The following is an 18,435-nucleotide window of genomic DNA, read 5'->3' as shown; positions in this document are numbered from 1 at the left end:
TAATTAAGAATTGGTTATTTCAGCCAACCTCCAGTTACATAAATTGTTTGACCAGTCAAATAATCAGCTTCTGTAGCTAGAATCACTTTGACCCAGTAAGCTATTTCCTGACTGCTGGCAAAATGTCCGGCAGGAATCTCAGCTGCCACAGCTTGACGAACCGTTGGAGAAAACATATTGTTCATGCGAGTCGCAACCGCTCCAGGTGCAATTACATTTACGGTCACTCCTAATGATGCCACTTCTTTACTGTAAGCATTGGCAAAAGCACTTAAAGCTCCTTTGACCGTACTATAACCGACTTCCATTGCACTGCCAACTCCGCCATAAATCGAACCAATGAAAATGATTCGGCCAAAATGATTAATGGCTAATTTGTCCGCCGTAACTTGAATCAAGTGCAACGGCGACAGAAGCTGCATTTGCACCATTTTAGCCATTTCTCTAGCTGGCAGTTTTTGAAAAAGCCCATAGTTCGTCGTTCCTTGTGCAAAGATGAGTGCATCTAAACTAAACAACTGCTGGCTAAGTTCATCCACCGCCTGGTCAGTTGTCAAATCAGCTTGGACCAGCAAAAAATCTTGTCTTGCAAATTTCATTGTCAATTTTTTTTGCAATTGGTGAGCACGCTCACTTGATTTAAAATAATGTAAATATAACGACCAGCCATCAGCTGCCAGCTCCTCAGCGATTTGTGTTCCAATATCGCCTGAAGCACCAATGATCAAAGCCCATTTTATCACTGATTTTCACCTCTTGGATCAATTTCAAATTTGCTAAAACTCGCAGTTTGCAAAAAACATTGCCAAGCATTTACAACTGTTATCAAATCTAACTCTTCAATGACTTTGATCTGGTCAAAAATAGTTGCTTGATCAAACAATAATCCCTGATCTTGATTTAAAATACTGCTAACTGAATCCAAAGCAGCAATTTCGCCACCTAAAAGATCTCGCTTGGCCATCTCAAATTGATTAGCTGTGATTGGAGAACTTGTTGCGGTTTGTGAAAAGATTTGTTCCAAGTTGGTAAATAATTTTGCAGCTGATTCAGTTTCTCCGGTCAAGACTAAATAATGAAACCCACGATCGACCTGAATTTCAAAACTGAAACTGTCATCAATTAAGCCTTGCTGATAAAGGCGCTGGTAATTATCGGAAAGTTCGCCAAAGTACAAACTGCTGGCCATCTCCAACGCTAAGGAATATTTTAAACCGGACTTGGAAGTGATTTCCACTGAATCAGTACCTTTAACTCCAAAGGCTACCTTGACTCGTTGAGTCGGTAAAATAATTGTTCTGTTTTTAATTGTCGGGCCTTGAATTTCTTGAGCAGTTAAATTCGCCCGAAAAGTTTTTTTAGCTGGAGGAAATTTTTTTTGCGCTTGATTGGTCACAATCCAGTCAAGAACTTCATTGGGATCAACAGCGCCGGCTACCATTAAGGTCATTTTTGTTGGATGATAAAAAGCCTGATAGCATTCCAAAAGATCCGTTGCCGTGATTTGTTGGATCGAAGTTAAGGTCCCCGCAATATCTTTTGCCAATGGATGTTTGGGATATAAATTAGCTAAAATTCCTGCATATAATTGCCAACTAGGATCATCGGCATACATTTTGATTTCTTGACCGATAATTTTTTTTTCACGTTCAATTGCTGCTGGTTGAAAATAAGGTTCCTGTACAAAATCCAACAGTGTTTCCAAATTTTCACGGACATTAAAAACCGTCGTAAACAAATAATTGGTATTAGTGTAAGTTGTAAAAGCATTTGCGTCTGCTCCCAAGTGACTGAAAGTTTCAAAGGCATCATGATCCGGCTGCTCAAACATTTTATGCTCTAAAAAATGAGCTACTCCTGCTGGAAAAGTCCGCTGAGCCTTTGCTTGACCAACCGCAAAGGTCTCATCAATTGAACCAAATTCAACGCGCAGCATTGCAGCTGTTTTGTGGAAGCCTTTCTTAGGAAAAATTTTAACCGTTAAGCCATTCGTCAGTTGCGTGATGCATTCATGCTCCCGAAATTCAGGATAATCAATAATTTTCATTTGATTTTTCCCCTTCTAAAAATGTAACTGCTTGCAGCTGTGCCTTTTGAGCAACTTGGGCGATCTCTGCTGAATCGACGGCTAACAGCTGTTTTTTCCATTCAACTGCTGTCCAGCTTTTATGCGTCAAGCTACCAAATAAAGCTCGATTTAAGCCACTGCTTTGGCTGTCTAACTGGCTATAATAATTGTTCAGAAGCGTCTGTTTGGCATCCGTTAACTCAGAATCGGTAATTCTACCAGCTCTCAAATGAGCTAATTGTTCCAAAATAATTTCAATGACTTGAGCACGATTTTTTGCGTCGATTCCCGTTTGAATCATTAGCCAGCCGCGAAAACTGTCATATGAACTGCTGGCGTAATACGCTAGGCCAGCTGCCTCACGAACCTTTAAAAACAAACGGGACATCGGCAATCCACCAAAAATTGCGTTAAAAAGCAAAGCAGCACTAAATTGCTGGTCTCCGTAATAAACTGGTAAAGCAAATCCTAAATCAAGTTTACTTTGACTAACTGGCTGATGCAACTGACTGTGCTTGGCTTTTTTTACTAGTTCTTGCTGATAGAAAACAGGCAAATTTCTTTGATTTTTGGCAAGAAATTCAAAAGTCTGCACTGCTGCTTGCGCTTTAGCAAAGTCAACATCGCCTAAGACAATGATTTCAACTTGATCATGTTCTAACATCTGCCGATAAGCTTGCCACAAACTGTGAGCAGTAATCTTTTCTAACTGAGTTAACGTGCCAAATGAAGGTTCCTGCTGTGCCGCAGAGCTAAAGAAAGTTTGTTGCAATTTCAGATATGTCAGCAGCTGTTTATTATCACCCACTGACAACAACATTTTTTTTAAATTTAATTTTTCTCGTTCAAAATTTTTAACTTCAAACCCATTACCAGTCACTAATGGATGAAAAATAATTTGATTTAAAAAATCAATTCCAGCTTGCAGACTGTTTTTTTGTGGATTATATGGTTCTGCCAAGCTTTCAAACATAAAGCTTAAAACCTGCAGCTGACCCTTTCGTCCACTGGAAACACTAAATTCAGCCCCATATAAAGCAGCTAGCTGACGAGCAATTGCTTGTTGAGTTGGATATTGGTTTGAGCAAGTTTCTAAAAAGTTAGCCAGTAATAGCCGGCTAGTCTGCATCTGTGGTTTTAATTCAGTTAAAAAATCAACCGCTATTCTGACTGTCTTAAACTGTTTCATCGGGATGACGGTTAAAAAAACTCCTGGTTTGATTTGTTTACGCAAAACTTTTCCTCCTAAGATCAAATCTTAAAATTTATTGATCATCTTTGGGCTGTTGATCGATAAACACCTTGCGCGGCTTGCTGCCTTCCGCAGGACCAACGATTCCTTTAGTTTCTAGTTCATCGACCAAACGTGCCGCTCGATTATAGCCGATTCGAAAGCGCCGTTGCAACATTGAAATGCTGCATGCCTGTTCATGCGCAATTAATTTGAGGACCTCAGGAAATAACTCGTCTTCCGGTTGTTCGTCTGTTGCATCTGCTTGAGCTTCTTCATCCGAAACAATTAGTTTTTCATCATAATCAGCTGTCTGCTCTTGTTTGATAAAGTCAACCACATTAGCAACATCTTGATCAGAAATAAAAGCGCCTTGAACCCGGATCGGTTTATTTAATCCCATCGGCAAAAAAAGCATATCCCCACGACCTAACAGTTTTTCTGCTCCATTGGTATCAATGATTGTTCGCGAATCAGTTCCGCTGGAAACGGCAAAGGCCATCCTCGAAGGGACATTAGCTTTGATCAACCCCGTGATGACATCAACCGATGGACGCTGAGTTGCTAAGATCATGTGGATCCCAGCCGCCCGGGCCATTTGGGCTAAACGAATAATTGCTGCTTCAACCTCGTTAGAAGCAACCATCATTAAATCGGATAACTCATCAACAACGATCACAATATACGGCATCAATGGTTCATGACTGCCAGTTTCTTGATTTTGTCTGGCGATCATTTGATTATATCCCTTTAAATTACGCTGACCAGTATTAGCAAATAATTCATAACGATGCTCCATTTCGGCAACTAATTTGTGCAGTGCCCTCGAAGCTTTCCGGGCATCAGTGACGACTGGTGTTAATAAATGTGGCACCCCATTGTAAACTCCTAATTCGACCTTTTTGGGATCGATCAACATTAACTTTACCGTATCTGGACGACAATTCATTAACAAACTGGTAATAATACAATTAATAGCAACTGATTTGCCACTACCGGTTGAACCGGCGATCAATAAATGCGGCATTTTCTGCAAATCAACTGGAACAACTTTGCCAGAGATATCACGACCAATTGGGACTAGCAAAGGATGCGACGGATCAGCTGGTTGTTCCTCCATAATACTGCGGAAAGAAACGGTTGAGATTTGTTGATTAGGCACTTCAATGCCAACTAATGGTTTACCAGGAATCGGTGCTTCAATGCGAATATCCTTGGCCGCCAAAGCTAAAGCTAAGTCGTCTGCCAAATTGACAATTTTGCTGACTTTAACTCCGACTGCAGGATGAAGCTCATACTTCGTAACGGATGGTCCCAAAATTGCACGTTTAATTTCAACAGCCACACCGAAGCTTTTAAAAGTCTGCTGTAAAATTTGGGTGTTATGTTCAATTTTTTTATATTCTAAGCTTTGATCAGCTGCTTTTACTTCTTGCAACAATGAAATTGGTGGTAACTGATAATCATCTTTAACTTGGGTTTTAGTTGCTAAAAGCTCATTCTTGGCCGGTATTTGAGTTTCAGTTGCTGGAATTTGTGCAGAATCATTTTGCCAACTTCCAGTTTGAATAACTGTCTGTGTCAAACCCGGTGTATCTTCATCAATGGCTTGCTCAGTTGTAGACGTAACCTTTTTTTTAACTGCTAAATCGGCTTGACCGGCTTGGCGGGTAATCGCTAATTGCTGCCGCTTATTATGCCAAGTTTTGAGCTTAACATCCAGCCAGTTACTAGCAAGCTTCAGACCAGTTATCAGCTGTCTAATTAACCAAATGACCGCCTTTGAAAATTGATGCAGCGTTTTAGTAAAGGACAGTCCCGTCAAAAGGCAAAAGCCAGCCGCGATAATTAAAGCAGCCGCCAGATAAGAACCAAACTGGCCGACCAAAAAATAGGTCAGTGAATAAATCAGACTGCCTAAGAGACCACCGCCAACATGACCGCCAGAACTGTTAGTACTTAAATCTGCCCAAAGATATTGCCAAGTAATATTAATAAAATGCGTATGCAGATCTAATTTAGAAAAAAACCAAACTGTCAGCCATGAGCAAAGACCTAAAAGAATCGCCAAGCCACCCCAAAGTTTCAATGGAGCAAATGTTGGTTCTTTGCCAAGCGCTAGCAAATAAATTCCCCAGACAAGTAAAACAACTAAACCCAGCCAGCCCAAATCACCAATCAGCAGCCGAAAAACATTTAAACAAGCAACACCTAAAAAGCCAGCTTGAAACATTCCTAACAGACTCCAAGCTATAAAAATCAAACCGACGATTTGCGGTGATAAGGTGAAATTTTTTTTTCTTTTTTTCCGAGTTGCTTTTCGTCTGGCCACATCGCTGCCCCCTTAAACTAAATCTTGACTGTCTTTTATTTTAGCATTAGTCCTTCAGTTTATCATGTGAATAATGATGACTGATTTCTAAGTTAGGAAAATTCTGCTGGCGCATAACTTCATAAATAATGATAGCTGCTGAATTAGACAGATTTAAAGCCCGAATATGTTGATCGTTTTGCGGGATCCGTAAACAATGTTCATAATATTGCCGCATAAATTGTTCCGGCAATCCGGTCGTTTCTTTGCCAAAAATAAAATAATAATCGTGATCACAAGGTTGAAAGTCCTCTTGAGTGTAAGCTTTCGGAGCAAATTTAGAAATCAAGAAAAATTTAGCATTAGTTTGCAAAGCTTTCATAAAAGTCGGTAAATTTTCATGATAACGAATATCAACGCTTTCCCAATAGTCCAAGCCCGCACGTTTCAAATGTTTATCATCAGTTGAAAATCCTAATGGTTCGATCAAGTCTAAAACAGTGTTGGTTCCGGCACAGGTTCGAGCAATATTTCCAGTATTTGCTGGCATCAACGGTTCAAATAAAACAATATGGTTTGTCATTTTAAAAACCTCGATTTGTAAATTTTTGGACAAAAAAAGCGTAGCCATTCGGTGTGGGCACGGCGAACGGCTACGTTAAATGAAGTACAATCATTCAGCAACTAACGACAGTTCCGTTAATTACTAACAACCGATTTCTTAAGGAAATTTAAACACCTAATTTTTTGTTTTTCAAGCTTTTTTCACGAAAAAGTTTATTTTCAATTAAAATTTGTAATTAAAAGGTCAACATCAATAGTTATTTGCGGCAAGTCTTGCCCAGCTGCCCATAATAATTGTTTTTGAGAGGCTCCCCATTGTAAAGGGGTCATTTGCAACAAATCTTGAAAATCAGTATTTTTTAAAGGAAATTGATAATTTATTCGAATTTGACGAGCTCGTGGATAATGTTGCAAAAACAAATCCCGAACTTTTTCATTACTGTACTGATAATGCACTGAATTCTTTTCATATAATAAATGCCGCAGTTCGATTAAATAATCATTAGCTGGAATAACTTTGATCAACAGTCCCTTGGTACGCAAGACACGTTGAAACTCTGCATAAGCTGAAGGAGTAAAAATATCTAACAAAACATCGAAACTTTGGTTAGTAAATGGCAAAGCTGCCAAGTCTGCCACACAAAAAAAGGCCGGCCGATTAATTTGAGTAGCCAAGTTGATTGCCTTCTTTGAAAGATCAAAGCCAACCAATTGATCACTAAAATTTCGCTGCTGTGCTAAATAATTTAAAGCTGCTCCCTGACCGCAGCCAGCATCCAAAATATTTAAAGGCTTTTTTGGAAGCAAGGTCCCGATTCTTGCATAAATTTTATCAAATAAGCCATGCTGCAATAAACGCTGACGTGCCTGCCAAAATTTATTATCATCATAATTGTTGGCTGAATGATGCCTAGTCAAAAAAAGGGTTCCTTTGCGTGATAAGTCAAAGACGTGACCTTGCTGACAAGCGACACTGTAACCTTTGATCTGACAGAGTGGCTGTTGACAATCCGGACAACGAAAAAGGTCTAAATTATTTTCTAGCCAAACTGTCGCTAACTCAATTTTTTTCATCTATTGGACCTCAAGATACTTTCCTTTGACTAACTGAACTAAAGCCCGCTGATCAACGCGAACTGAGCGTCCAACCTTCCCAGCTGAAACTGAAATTTGTGCAAAGGATTTGATCCGCTGATCAAAATAAATTGGAAAGTCTTTTGCAAAACTAATGCCGATCGGTGTATTAGCACCATGGACATAGCCAGTAATGTTGATCAGCTTTTTGTTATCTGCTAAATGAACTTGCTTTTTTCCCAGCTGCGCGGCAATTTTTTTCAAATCAATTTCATACTCCAGCGGCAGACAAACAACTAAATAATCGTGATCATCACCGTTAGCTTCCAACACGATCGTTTTTAAAATGCTTTTAGGATCAACACCGGCTGCCTGAGCTTCTGCTAAAGCGGTCATTCCTTGATTCAACCAATCAAAAGACACTTCTTGATATTCAATGTGATGTTGATCTAAAATCCTTTCTTCATTAGTTTTTTTGATTTTTTTCTTTTTTGCCATAATGATTTTCCTTTCAATATAATCTCTAAGCTAATTATAGCCATAAAAACTTAATCAGTCATATCAACATTTTTTGGCAATAACCGAATATTATTTAAAAATCCAGTTTTTTTATTTGACTTTTGCTTAGCTATGAAGTAAATTATACAAGGCTTGTGGAAAATTTCTAGCTTATCCAGAATGTGAGGTCTTATTATGCAAGTATTTGATTACGAAGATATCCAATTAGTTCCCAATAAATGTATCGTTAAAAGTCGCTCAGAAATTGATACCAAAATAAAATTTGGTCCAATGACCTTTAAAATTCCTGTCGTTCCAGCAAATATGCAGACGATTATCGATGAAGCTTTAGCCGTTTGGTTGGCGCAAAACGACTATTTTTACATTATGCATCGTTTTAATGAAGAAGAGCGTTTGCCTTTTGTTAAGCGGATGCATCAACGAGGTCTGTTTGCCTCAATCTCTGTTGGCGTCAAGTCCAAAGAATATCAGCTAGTCGATGCTTTAGCTAAGTCTCATCTTGTTCCAGAATATATCACGATTGATATCGCTCATGGTCATGCTGATACTGTGATCGAGATGATCCACTATCTCAAAAAAAAGCTGCCGGGTACTTTCGTGATTGCGGGAAATGTTGGCACCCCTGAAGGAGTTCGCGAATTAGAAAATGCCGGTGCCGATGCTACCAAAGTTGGCATTGGGCCTGGCAAAGCTTGCATTACTAAATTGAAAACTGGTTTTGGAACTGGTGGCTGGCAGCTCGCAGCTGTTCGCCTTTGCAGCAAAGCAGCCAGCAAGCCAATTATCGCTGATGGGGGAATTCGCTACAATGGCGACATTGCTAAATCGATTCGTTTTGGTGCTTCAATGTGTATGATTGGATCTTTATTTGCTGGTCATGAAGAAACTCCTGGCGATGTAATCGAAAAAGACGGTCAAAAATATAAAGTCTATTACGGTTCAGCTTCACAATATCAAAAGGGCCAATATAAAAATGTTGAAGGGAAAAAATTATTAGTCCCTTATCGCGGAAAAATTGCTGATACCTTAAAAGAAATGCGTGAAGATTTACAGTCATCAATCTCTTACGCTGGGGGAAAAGAACTTTCTGCATTACGAAAAGTTGATTATGTAATCGTAAAGAACTCAATTTTTAATGGTGATCAAATTTAATTTTTAAGTCAAAACCAGCTAAGGAAATAACTCCCTAACTGGTTTTTTAATAAAATTCTTTTTAATGAGTTTGTGGCACATAACGGATCAAACTACCAACCTTAATTTGAGGTAACTGGTAAGGAGTCAAATAAATCCCATTATGTTGCGGTTGTTTCGGAACCGGTTCAAAGAAAAGCGTTGCATGACCAATAGCATCCATATTATTTTCAACCAACTTGCCCACGTGAATGACTTGATAGCCTTGGTCATCGATCAACAGCTGATCACCAGCTTGAAGATGAAATCCGTTGTCGTTTGCCGAAATAAAACGCTGAACGATTGAAACTCTTCTTAATTGTTGTGATGCAGTCTCATCAAAAAGAATCAATAACGGATCACCAGGTGAGACAGCCTCTGGTCCAATTTCAACAACTTTTGCTTCTAACATAGCCATCAAGGCTCCTTTACACTTGTTTTAAATACAATATTATTGTAACATATGGCCGGTAGAATCTGTATTGATTAATTTGATTACTTATTTCTATACAACTCTGATTATGGAGGTTTGCTTAATTATGTTAGAACAAATTTTCTTTGGAACTTACACTAAAAGGACTTCTCAAGGGATTTATCAAGCAGTCCTAGATACCAGTCAAGGCCAGTGTTCTGAACCTAAATTATTAACTAAAATTGCTAACCCGACTTATTTACAACTTTCAGCAGAGCAGCAATTATTTTCAGTTGTCCAACAAGCAAACCAAGGCGGCATTGCCCAGTTCTCTTTGCAAACGCCATCAGTTCCTCTGATTGCCAAAGATTTAGCTTTTGGTGCCCCCCCTTGTTATATTGGACTTGATCCGCAGCGACATTTAGTCTTTACGGCCAATTATCATACTGCTATGGTCAAAGTTTTCCGAGCTAGTGCCACTGAACCATTAAAGTTGCTAGCTCAAAAGAAATTTACTGGTCATGGACCACGACCTGAGCAAGAGGCGGCTCATATTCATTACGCAGATCTAACACCTGATCAACGCTTAGCAGTCTGTGACTTAGGTGCCGATCGAGTCTATACCTATTCTGTTACCGCTGATGGGCAGTTGCTCAATGAACAAATCTTGCAGTTGCCAGCTGGTTTTGGCCCCCGTCATCTTGTTTTTCATCCCACAGCTCAGATTGCCTTTTTAGTTGGTGAATTAAGCAGTCAAATAGCAGCCTTACAATACGACCCAGCGACTGGAAAATTTAAGTTGCTCCAGCAATTAGCAACCATTCCTAGTAACTGGCAACAGCATAATGGTGCTGCTGCTGTCAAGATCTCGGTTGACGGCAAATTCGTTTATGTTTCTAACCGTGGTCATGACTCACTAGCAGTCTTTGCTTGGAAAAAACAGCAATTAGAATTGCAGCAATTAATTTCAACTGAGGGCAAGTTCCCTCGTGATTTTGAAATTGATCCGACTGGTCAATTTCTTTTAGCTGCTAATCAAAATAGCAATAACGCTACCTTATTTGAACGTTCCGTCTTAAATGGCGAACTGATCTGCCGGCAAAAGGATCTTCCATTGCCTGAAGGAGTTTGCGTCAAATTTGCTATTAAAAATTAACTTTGTTAAAAATTAAGTGGTAAGAGGCAATTTTTCTCTTACTGCTTTTTTAAGCCACTAAAATACTTGAAAACTATTTAAATTGACCATTTTTCCACCCAAAACAAAACTTTGAGCAATTAGTTTTTCAGCTGCTTTAAAAAAAAATTGATTTTCGTTGAGATCTGAACTGGACTTAAATCATCAGTAGCAACTACCAAATCGGCACAAGCATAGTACCTTGAATTTCGCTGTTGCTTAAGCGCAGCTAATTGCTGAAAACTAAGCTGATTGACTAGCGGCCGCGCCTGGTTGTTACTAACTCGTTTAAAAATTGTTTCGATGGATGCCTCTAGTAAAACTACCGGCACTTGACTTTGCTTTAATGAGGTCAGGTTGTCACTCATGACTGGGGTCCCGCCACCCGTTGATAAAATTCCATCTTTATTTAAATGATTCAGCAATAATTGATGTTCTAAGTTCCGGAAAGTCTTTTCACCAAAACGTTCAAATAGCTGATTAATAGTCAAGCCAGTATGTTCGACGATCACTTGATCCAAATCAAAATGTGGCACTTGCAGATTTTGGGCTAACAACTTGCCAATCGTTGTTTTGCCAGTTCCCATAAATCCAACTAAAATTGCCTTCATTTTTTCACTTCCTTTGAATTACCTGATAATTATTACCTATTAAGATCTCTTTAGCCTGATATTGATCCATTTGACTCATAAAGATCAACTGCAAGATACCGTCAATTTCTTCGCGAATCTCTAAAATATGCAAATTAACTAAATTTATCTCGGCTTGAGCTAAAATTTTAGTAATTTGCGCGATTGCACCGACTTGATCAGGAATATTGACAAATAAATCATAAAAATCTGGGACGCGGCCCACTTTTTCGGGTCCTAACTGATCTCGACTGGTTTTAGCCGCTGCAAAGAAATTATAAATTGCTGTTTGATCCGCTGCTAAAAGCTGTTGCTTGATCATTGTTAGTTCTTGCAGATACTCTGTTAACTGAGCTGCCACAACTGCTCGATTAGTTTTTAAAATCGCCGTCCACATTTGCGGATCAGAAGAAGCAATGCGCGTGATCGATTTAAAGCCTCCTGCCGCCATGCGCATCCCTAAAGCTGAGTGATCAAAAGCACGTTGCGTTTGATTAACCAAAGCGGCAGCAATTATATGTGGCAAATGACTGATTTGTCCAACCAGATAATCATGTTCTACAGCCGAAAGCTCGAGCCATTTGACTTTAGTTGCCCGCAACAGTTCCTTTAGACGATTGATTTGACATGAATCAACTGCTGGTGCAATCAAAAAGTAAAATGCATTTTCAAATAAATCCGTCCGTCCAGCAGTTACTCCAGATTTATGAGATCCAGCCATTGGATGACCACCGATAAAAGTTGTGTTGGCTGACAAGGATTTGGCTGCTGTCATGACTTGGGTTTTGGTGCTGCCAACATCTGTAATAATTACTCCTGGCTTTAATTTCATCTTAGCCAACTGCTTTAAAGTTTGGATAATGATAGTAACCGGTGTAGCTAAAATTATAAAATCAGCAGTTTGAGCAGCCGTCAGCTTGTTAGTAGCTCGATCGATAATTTGTTTTTTTAAAGCAAATTCTAAGGTGGTTGAATCTTGGTCTGCAGCAATAATTTTAATCGTCGGATCAGCTGTTTTGATCGCACGTGCTAATGAACTGCCAATTAGGCCTAAACCATTGATAAAAACTGTTTTCATCCTTTCACCTACTTTGAATTTTGAAGCAATGTTTGCAAATCACTGAAAAATTCTGGATAAGAAACTGCTACTGCTTCAGCATGATTCAAGAAAAACTGCTGTTTAGATCGCAGCGCTGCAATCGCCAGCATCATTCCGATTCGATGATCACCGTAACTTTCTAATTGGTTCGTTTGCTGCTGCCAGTTGGAGATGCCTTGGATGATCATCCCATCTGGCAATTCCGTAACTTGAACCCCAAGTTTTTTAAGTTCAGCTGTAACCGTCGCGATCCGATCAGTTTCTTTGACCCGCAGTTCAGCTGCTCCAGTAATTTTACTTGTTCCAGCGGCACAAGCTGCCAATAAAGCCACTAGTGGTAATTCATCAATAATCGCTGGAATCTCGGCAGCATGAATTTTAACTGGCTGCAATTGTGCTGAACGAACTTCAATACTTCCAAGCGGTTCGCCATCATTTGGTAAGCGGTCAATATCAATTGCTGCTCCCATCCTTTGCAGAACACGTAGAATTCCTGTCCTAGTTGGATTCAAGTTAACATTTTTAATAATCAAATCGGAATGCGGGACAATCGTAGCAGCCACTAAGAAAAAAGCCGCTGACGAAATATCACCAGGAACCCTAATCTCTTGGCCGGATAATTTTGCCCCTGGTTCAACCTTGATCGTCAAATTGTCTGCCGCTGTAGTGACCCTGGCCCCAAACTTTTGCAACATGATTTCCGTATGATTTCGCGTTGGGAGTTTTTCAATAATAGTGCTTGGTGCTGATGCCTGCAAGGCAGCAAAAATCAATGCACTTTTGACTTGGGCACTTGCAACTGCTAATTTAACCGTACTCCCATGCAAAGAAGCTCCCTTAATTTTTAGGGGCAAAGTTCCAGCTGGTGAAGGAGTAATTTTAGCTCCCAGCTGGCGAAGCGGCTGACTGACCCGTTTCATTGGTCGTCGACTTAAAGATGCATCTCCACGTAAATAACTGGTGAAATCTCTTCCAGCCAAAATTCCCATCAAAAGCCGGGTTGTCGTACCAGAATTCCCCATTTCCAACCAGTCCGCAGCCGCTTTTAGACCTGAGAAACCTTGACCATTGACAATTATTTGCTGTTGATCAACTTTCAGCTCGACTCCTAAAGCTTGCAGAGCTTTTAGTGTTTGTTGACAATCCTTTGACCACAAAAAATGATCGACGACTGTTTTACCATGACTGATTGCACCAATCATCAATGCTCGATGAGAAATACTTTTATCCCCGGGCATTGTCAATTCACCATGTAAACCAGTTTCCGGCAATCCAGCTAATTTAATTTTTGACATTTGCTAGTTCTCCTTTAATTTGATAAACTGCCCAAATCATTTGCGGTTCAAATTCCTTAATTATTCTTTCAAACGGCCGGATTTGAACCAATTGTTGGTTAGTTAGGACATAACGGCTATCAGTTGAACGATACTTCTGATAGGCTAAGTACTTGCTGGCTGAGCAGTTGATTTGAGCTGATGGAATGATCTGTGATACCAAATCAGCTAAGGCAGCATGTGTATCAGCTAAATTATTTGAGCTTTGAGTATTTTCCAATAAAACTAAAGGTGACAGCTGAAATATAAAGGCATTTTTCAAAGTTAGCTGATCTAAATTACGATAATGCCATTGTCCCCAAGACAAATTCAGCTGACTCGATCTAAAAGCTGTTGGGATCAATAAATAATCATCTGTCAAATTGGAAAGTTCGATAAACAACTGTTCGAAACTGGGATGAAGAATTATCTCACAAGCTTCTTGAACAAAATTTGCTGCAAAATACTGTGCAGCTTGATTGCTATCGGTTTCTGCTGGCCCAAGCGTATGGATTTTCAAACGGTCACCTTCTTAATATTCACGAATTTCTTGCCGATAAGCAGTTAACTGTTGCTTGAGTCGGGTTAAATTGCTGCCATCAAAAGTCGCCGTAACCACTTTGGCTAATTCAATAGCAACAACACTTTCAACCACAAGTGAAGCCGGTACAATTGCCGTCGTGTCAGAACGCTCAACATTAGCTTTTTGTACCTGATGAGTAGTCAAATTGACACTCGGCAAAGCTTTGTACAAAGTTGGAATGGGTTTCATAGCAGCTTTAATAATGATTGGCATACCATTAGTCATTCCACCTTCAAAGCCACCTAAATGGTCTGATGTCCGCGACCAGCCGTTAGCTTCATCCCAACAAATTGGATCCATTACCTGGCTGCCAAATCTAGCAGCAGCTTTGAAACCATCACCAATTTCCACTCCTTTAATTGCATTGACTCCCATAACTGCCGCTGCCAGTTTAGCATCTAGTTTAGTGTTCCAACTAGTATAACTTCCCAGACCTGCTGGTAAATTTTCAACAACTACACGAATTATTCCTCCTAAGGTATCACCAGCTTTTTTAGTTTGATCGATCAATTGATGAATCCGCTCAATTTGTGCTTGATCGATAATTCTTAAATCATTAAGTTTGATTTGTTTTTCAATTTGCTTAACATCAGTAGGATAGTTGCTAGCCGCTTCAATCTTGCCAACTTGTTCAACATAGCCGACTAAATTAATTCCCAACTGAGCTAGCAATTGTTTACAAATAGACCCGATAGCCACACGCATTGCTGTTTCCCTAGCGGAAGAACGTTCTAAAACATTTCGCAGATCTCGTTGCCGATATTTCATCCCACCAACCAAATCAGCGTGACCTGGACGGGGACGTTCAACCTTGCGCAAAGTATTTTTTTCATTGGCTGGACTTAACGGATCCATGATCTTGGACCAATGAGAATGATCAATGTTTTTAATTACTAAAGCTAAGGGCGAACCAAGTGTTTCTTGATGACGAACACCGCCAACCAGTTCAACTTGATCATGTTCGATCTTTTGACGATTGCCGCGACCATAACCACCTTGGCGGGCTGCGAGCTGTTGATTAAGTTGTTTAAGATCCAAATGCACTCCGGCTGGAAAACCTTCAATGATCCCGGTAAGTTGTGAACCATGTGATTCACCTGCTGTTAAATAATTCATTTAAAAAACCTCCTGAATTTAATGATTTTTTTCTTCAAATTTTAACTTTTTTTCTTTTTGATTGGCTGCTTGATAGTTTCGCGAATTTTTCATGATCTGACGATAAATATCTTGCAAATAGGGCACTAACTGCTGATCTGAATTTTGAGCAGCAATTTTTTGGAGAATCATTTGTTCACGAGCCTGATCTAAAATTGGCTGATGTTCTTGTGACTTAATTTGGCCGACTTGATCAACTGCTTGAAAACGTCGCTTCAACAAAATAACGATGCCTCGATCAATCAAGGATATCCTTTGACGAACTTTTTTTAAAGTCGTTATTGTTCTAAGCAATCTCCAGATTACCAGCACCAAACCCAGACCAATCAAACAAATAATCATGTTAGACCTCAAAGCTAGAGCAACATTCGTTTTAGAAAGCCAGCCAGTTAAGATTGGAACTGAAAAAAGTGCCAAACTGCCAAAAGTAAAAAAGATCCCTGTCAAAAGGCCCTTGATTCGCGGAAATAGCTTTAAAAACAGGTTTAAGCCAGTTTGCATCACCCCGCCTGCCGCAGTCACACCAAAAGCAAACGAGGCAACTGCCAGCAAGCTGAAACTTTGTCCCCAGCAAACTAAAGTCAAACTTACAAGTGCCAACAGATTCAAAACTAAAAGCAGTGTTGTTTCGCTAACCTTTTTCCTTAAAAGCGCAAAGACAATCAATACTCCAGTAATTGAGCCAATACTATAAATTGACAACAGAAAATGGGACTGCCAATTTGAAAAATTTAGTTCTACTTGAGCATATAAACTGATCCATTGGGTATACAAAATCATAATTGCCATCGATGTGTAGCCATAAAGAGCTAAGCAAACGGCCAGCCAATTTTTTTTCACCGCCGCCAGCTGCAAACTATCTTGCTGCGAAACTTGAGTTATCGTATTAGCTAATGGAAACTTAACGGGAATAAATAGTCCTAAATTTATTATTAAAATGACCGTTGGCAGAACAAATGACCAACCAAACCAAAGTTCTCGATTTTCTAGAAAGGCAACTAGCAATGGTAAAATAAATTCACCGGCAGACATAAAAGCTTTAATCAAAATATTGGCTGAACCATTATTCCCGCCTAATTCAATAAAAGTCGGATAAGTTCCTGTATCAAGGGCTGAATTAGCAATTCCGGCTAAAATAGCTAATAAATAGGCAATTTGAATTGTTGGTGCAATCAACATTCCACTGAAAAAAATCAAGTAGCAAACCATTCCAAAATATATAAATTTTTTGCGACCGAAGCGATCAGCTAAAACTCCTAGCACTAAGTAAGCAAATAATTTTCCAATGCCAACTCCTGAGATTACATAGGAAACTGTCGCTAATGGTTGATTCCATAAATTACCCAGCTCCTTCATATTCTGAGCTAGAATGATCAACCCGATTCCATGAACAAAATAATTTAAATATAAACAGGTCACCAATCTAGTGCGATTGCTTAATCTCATCTAAAAAACCTCCTATAAAAAAAGGCCAACTAGATTTTTACATCTAGTTGGTCCTTGCCTAACTCCGTTTACCAACTAGATTTTTTAGTCTAGCTGGCAAAAATGTCTTTGCACATCTAGACACGAACCTCCCAGTCCGTGTCTAGTACACAAACACGGACTTTACTTAAAGTAAGTAAAGCCATAATAGTAATAAAATTGTGTTTGTGTAAAATTTGACATTTAAAATTCCTTCTTTAAAAATTATGATATTTTTATTAAAACATGATTAAAAATCAAAGTCAAGCCCTAATTTTAATTTCAAAAAAAAAACGTTATTGTTTAAGAATGAAACGTAAAAACATTTGCGCAATATTAAAATATATCAAAACTGAGGTCAAGTCACTAAGTGTCGAGATAAATGGACCTGAAGCTACTGCCGGATCGACGCCTAGTCTATTCATTAACATTGGGATCAACGCTCCAGCTAAATTAGCAACAATAATTGCACACATCATTGCTAAACCGATCACTATACCTAAAATGAAATTCTGTTTCCAAATTCCAACAATAATCATAATCGTTGTGCCAGTGATCAAACCAATTAACAATCCGGTCAACAATTCTGAAAAAATAATTCTTAACAAACCTCGATGATCAGCATCCTTATCCGCTAAACGTCTAACAGCAACTGCTAAGCTTTGGGTACCAGCATTCCCAGCCGTTCCAGTGATTGAAGAGATAAAGACCGCTAAAATACTGGCTTCACTAACTAAACTTTCATAATGTGAAATTAAGGAGGCAGTAGACATCCCCAAAAAAAGCAAAGTTATCAACCATGGCAGACGCTTGATTGCTGCCATAACAGGATTATCTGGATTTTCATCAATATCGACACCAGCTAAGCCAGAGTAATCTTCTGCAGATTCCTCATCAATCACATCAATCACATCATCAACCGTAATGATTCCAATTAATTTATTATCAAAATCAACTACTGGTAATGCCAAAAAGTTATAGTCACGAATGGTTTGCGCTACTTCTTCTTGGTCAGTGTCAACCCGAGTCGAGATCACTTGTGAACTCATGATTTCACTGATCAAAGCATTATCTGAAGCAGTCAACAGATCTCTTAAAGTCACGATTCCAATCAACTGTTCCGCTTGATCAACTACATAAACATAATAAATTGTTTCTGCTTGTTTTGCTTGGATCTTTAAGACATGCATGGCTGACTTAACTGTCTGATTACCTAAAATCGACACAAACTCAGTTGCCATGATCGCACCAGCAGTTTTATCTTGATAATGAAGCATTTCCCTGATCTCAGCAGCTTTTTGTGGTGGCAAAAAATGAAGATACCGCCCCAAATCTTCTTGTTGGGCATTTGCCAAAATGTCGACCACATTATCAGTATACATGGATGAAATCACTTTAGCCGCATACTTAGGCGTCATTTCAGCCATATATTTCGCACCAGCAGCTTTATCTTCAAGTTCGTTAAATGCCTCAGCTACTTCATGAGCTGTTAGATAACGATATAAACGCTGCCGTTGCCGCAAATCTAGTTCAGTAATTATTTGTGCCTGCTGATAAACGTGTAATTTTAAAAAAATCTGCTGAAAACGAGTAGCTGATTGGCTATCAAGTAATTTAGCAAATTTATTTTGTTTAATTTGATTGTTATTTTTTACTTCCGTCATTTTTA

At 39.2% G+C, this 18,435-nt stretch carries 17 protein-coding genes; 2 read left to right on the top strand and 15 right to left on the bottom strand.

All coding sequences use genetic code 11. The features are described from left to right. Positions 1-14 precede the first annotated feature (14 nt). The 7 genes from ymfI to KH893_RS00675 all read right to left on the bottom strand — a co-directional run bounded on the left by ymfI (position 15) and on the right by KH893_RS00675 (position 7,746). Positions 15-740: an elongation factor P 5-aminopentanone reductase gene (gene ymfI / locus KH893_RS00705; protein ID WP_281164349.1), complete on the bottom strand. Its 726-nt coding sequence runs from the start codon at positions 738-740 to the stop codon at positions 15-17. After that, on the bottom strand, positions 740-2,047 hold the full coding sequence (yfmH, locus tag KH893_RS00700; protein ID WP_281164248.1) for an EF-P 5-aminopentanol modification-associated protein YfmH: 1,308 nt from the start codon (positions 2,045-2,047) through the stop codon (positions 740-742). The genes ymfI and yfmH overlap by 1 nt, the downstream gene beginning before the upstream one ends. Beyond that, positions 2,034-3,302, bottom strand: a complete 1,269-nt coding sequence (yfmF, locus tag KH893_RS00695; protein WP_281164247.1) for an EF-P 5-aminopentanol modification-associated protein YfmF — start codon at positions 3,300-3,302, stop codon at positions 2,034-2,036. The genes yfmH and yfmF overlap by 14 nt, the downstream gene beginning before the upstream one ends. Positions 3,303-3,333: 31 nt before the next feature. Beyond that, the gene (locus KH893_RS00690; RefSeq protein ID WP_281164246.1) at positions 3,334-5,631 is read right to left on the bottom strand and encodes a DNA translocase FtsK; all 2,298 of its coding nucleotides are present in this window, start codon (positions 5,629-5,631) and stop codon (positions 3,334-3,336) included. A 46-nt stretch (positions 5,632-5,677) separates the two neighbouring features. Beyond that, positions 5,678-6,193 carry a tRNA (cytidine(34)-2'-O)-methyltransferase gene (locus KH893_RS00685; protein WP_281164245.1) on the bottom strand — a complete coding sequence of 172 codons (516 nt, stop codon included), beginning with the start codon at positions 6,191-6,193 and terminating at the stop codon, positions 5,678-5,680. A gap of 200 nt (positions 6,194-6,393) precedes the next feature. Continuing rightward, on the bottom strand, positions 6,394-7,248 hold the full coding sequence (locus KH893_RS00680) for a methyltransferase domain-containing protein (protein WP_281164244.1): 855 nt from the start codon (positions 7,246-7,248) through the stop codon (positions 6,394-6,396). After that, complete coding sequence (locus tag KH893_RS00675; RefSeq protein ID WP_281164243.1) at positions 7,249-7,746, bottom strand: aminoacyl-tRNA deacylase; 498 nt, start codon at positions 7,744-7,746, stop codon at positions 7,249-7,251. 195 nt (positions 7,747-7,941) lie between these two features. Here KH893_RS00675 and KH893_RS00670 point away from each other — a divergent pair, with 195 nt between their 5' ends. Beyond that, on the top strand, positions 7,942-8,919 hold the full coding sequence (locus tag KH893_RS00670) for a GMP reductase (protein ID WP_281164242.1): 978 nt from the start codon (positions 7,942-7,944) through the stop codon (positions 8,917-8,919). Positions 8,920-8,980: 61 nt separating this feature from the next. Here KH893_RS00670 and KH893_RS00665 read toward each other — a convergent pair whose 3' ends face one another. After that, on the bottom strand, positions 8,981-9,349 hold the full coding sequence (locus KH893_RS00665; RefSeq protein WP_281164241.1) for a PTS glucitol/sorbitol transporter subunit IIA: 369 nt from the start codon (positions 9,347-9,349) through the stop codon (positions 8,981-8,983). 127 nt (positions 9,350-9,476) lie between these two features. Here KH893_RS00665 and KH893_RS00660 point away from each other — a divergent pair, with 127 nt between their 5' ends. Then, positions 9,477-10,505, top strand: coding sequence for a lactonase family protein (locus KH893_RS00660; protein ID WP_281164239.1), 1,029 nt, complete (start codon positions 9,477-9,479; stop codon positions 10,503-10,505). Between the two features lie 119 nt (positions 10,506-10,624). Here KH893_RS00660 and KH893_RS00655 read toward each other — a convergent pair whose 3' ends face one another. The 7 genes from KH893_RS00655 to mgtE all read right to left on the bottom strand — a co-directional run bounded on the left by KH893_RS00655 (position 10,625) and on the right by mgtE (position 18,430). Continuing rightward, complete coding sequence (locus KH893_RS00655; protein WP_281164238.1) at positions 10,625-11,134, bottom strand: shikimate kinase; 510 nt, start codon at positions 11,132-11,134, stop codon at positions 10,625-10,627. A 4-nt stretch (positions 11,135-11,138) separates the two neighbouring features. Then, the gene (locus KH893_RS00650) at positions 11,139-12,230 is read right to left on the bottom strand and encodes a prephenate dehydrogenase (RefSeq protein ID WP_281164237.1); all 1,092 of its coding nucleotides are present in this window, start codon (positions 12,228-12,230) and stop codon (positions 11,139-11,141) included. An 8-nt stretch (positions 12,231-12,238) separates the two neighbouring features. Next, positions 12,239-13,546 carry a 3-phosphoshikimate 1-carboxyvinyltransferase gene (aroA, locus tag KH893_RS00645; protein WP_281164236.1) on the bottom strand — a complete coding sequence of 436 codons (1,308 nt, stop codon included), beginning with the start codon at positions 13,544-13,546 and terminating at the stop codon, positions 12,239-12,241. Further along, positions 13,533-14,084, bottom strand: coding sequence for a hypothetical protein (locus KH893_RS00640; RefSeq protein ID WP_281164234.1), 552 nt, complete (start codon positions 14,082-14,084; stop codon positions 13,533-13,535). Before KH893_RS00640 ends, aroA begins: the two co-directional genes overlap by 14 nt. Before the next feature lie 12 nt (positions 14,085-14,096). Beyond that, on the bottom strand, positions 14,097-15,263 hold the full coding sequence (gene aroC, locus KH893_RS00635; protein WP_281164233.1) for a chorismate synthase: 1,167 nt from the start codon (positions 15,261-15,263) through the stop codon (positions 14,097-14,099). A gap of 18 nt (positions 15,264-15,281) precedes the next feature. Next, a complete protein-coding gene (locus tag KH893_RS00630; RefSeq protein WP_281164232.1) occupies positions 15,282-16,748 on the bottom strand; it encodes an MFS transporter in 1,467 nt (488 codons plus the stop codon). A 314-nt stretch (positions 16,749-17,062) separates the two neighbouring features. Further along, positions 17,063-18,430, bottom strand: coding sequence for a magnesium transporter (gene mgtE / locus KH893_RS00625; RefSeq protein ID WP_281164231.1), 1,368 nt, complete (start codon positions 18,428-18,430; stop codon positions 17,063-17,065). Positions 18,431-18,435: the final 5 nt, after the last annotated feature.

This window comes from Liquorilactobacillus sicerae (assembly GCF_029916425.1).
In the GTDB taxonomy this organism is placed as follows: domain Bacteria; phylum Bacillota; class Bacilli; order Lactobacillales; family Lactobacillaceae; genus Liquorilactobacillus; species Liquorilactobacillus sicerae.
This window is presented reverse-complemented; position numbering and strand designations above follow the sequence as displayed.

Excerpts from the sequence above, each read along its gene's own strand:
- aroA (WP_281164236.1), bottom strand. The coding sequence starts at position 13,546 with ATGTCAAAAATTAAATTAGCTGGATTGCCGGAAACTGGTTTACATGGT.
- yfmH (WP_281164248.1), bottom strand. The coding sequence starts at position 2,047 with ATGAAAATTATTGATTATCCTGAATTTCGGGAGCATGAATGCATCACG.
- KH893_RS00675 (WP_281164243.1), bottom strand. The coding sequence starts at position 7,746 with ATGGCAAAAAAGAAAAAAATCAAAAAAACTAATGAAGAAAGGATTTTA.
- mgtE (WP_281164231.1), bottom strand. The coding sequence starts at position 18,430 with ATGACGGAAGTAAAAAATAACAATCAAATTAAACAAAATAAATTTGCT.
- KH893_RS00685 (WP_281164245.1), bottom strand. The coding sequence starts at position 6,193 with ATGACAAACCATATTGTTTTATTTGAACCGTTGATGCCAGCAAATACT.
- KH893_RS00630 (WP_281164232.1), bottom strand. The coding sequence starts at position 16,748 with ATGAGATTAAGCAATCGCACTAGATTGGTGACCTGTTTATATTTAAAT.
- KH893_RS00650 (WP_281164237.1), bottom strand. The coding sequence starts at position 12,230 with ATGAAAACAGTTTTTATCAATGGTTTAGGCCTAATTGGCAGTTCATTA.
- aroC (WP_281164233.1), bottom strand. The coding sequence starts at position 15,263 with ATGAATTATTTAACAGCAGGTGAATCACATGGTTCACAACTTACCGGG.
- KH893_RS00680 (WP_281164244.1), bottom strand. The coding sequence starts at position 7,248 with ATGAAAAAAATTGAGTTAGCGACAGTTTGGCTAGAAAATAATTTAGAC.
- KH893_RS00660 (WP_281164239.1), top strand. The coding sequence starts at position 9,477 with ATGTTAGAACAAATTTTCTTTGGAACTTACACTAAAAGGACTTCTCAA.
- KH893_RS00665 (WP_281164241.1), bottom strand. The coding sequence starts at position 9,349 with ATGTTAGAAGCAAAAGTTGTTGAAATTGGACCAGAGGCTGTCTCACCT.
- KH893_RS00670 (WP_281164242.1), top strand. The coding sequence starts at position 7,942 with ATGCAAGTATTTGATTACGAAGATATCCAATTAGTTCCCAATAAATGT.
- KH893_RS00655 (WP_281164238.1), bottom strand. The coding sequence starts at position 11,134 with ATGAAGGCAATTTTAGTTGGATTTATGGGAACTGGCAAAACAACGATT.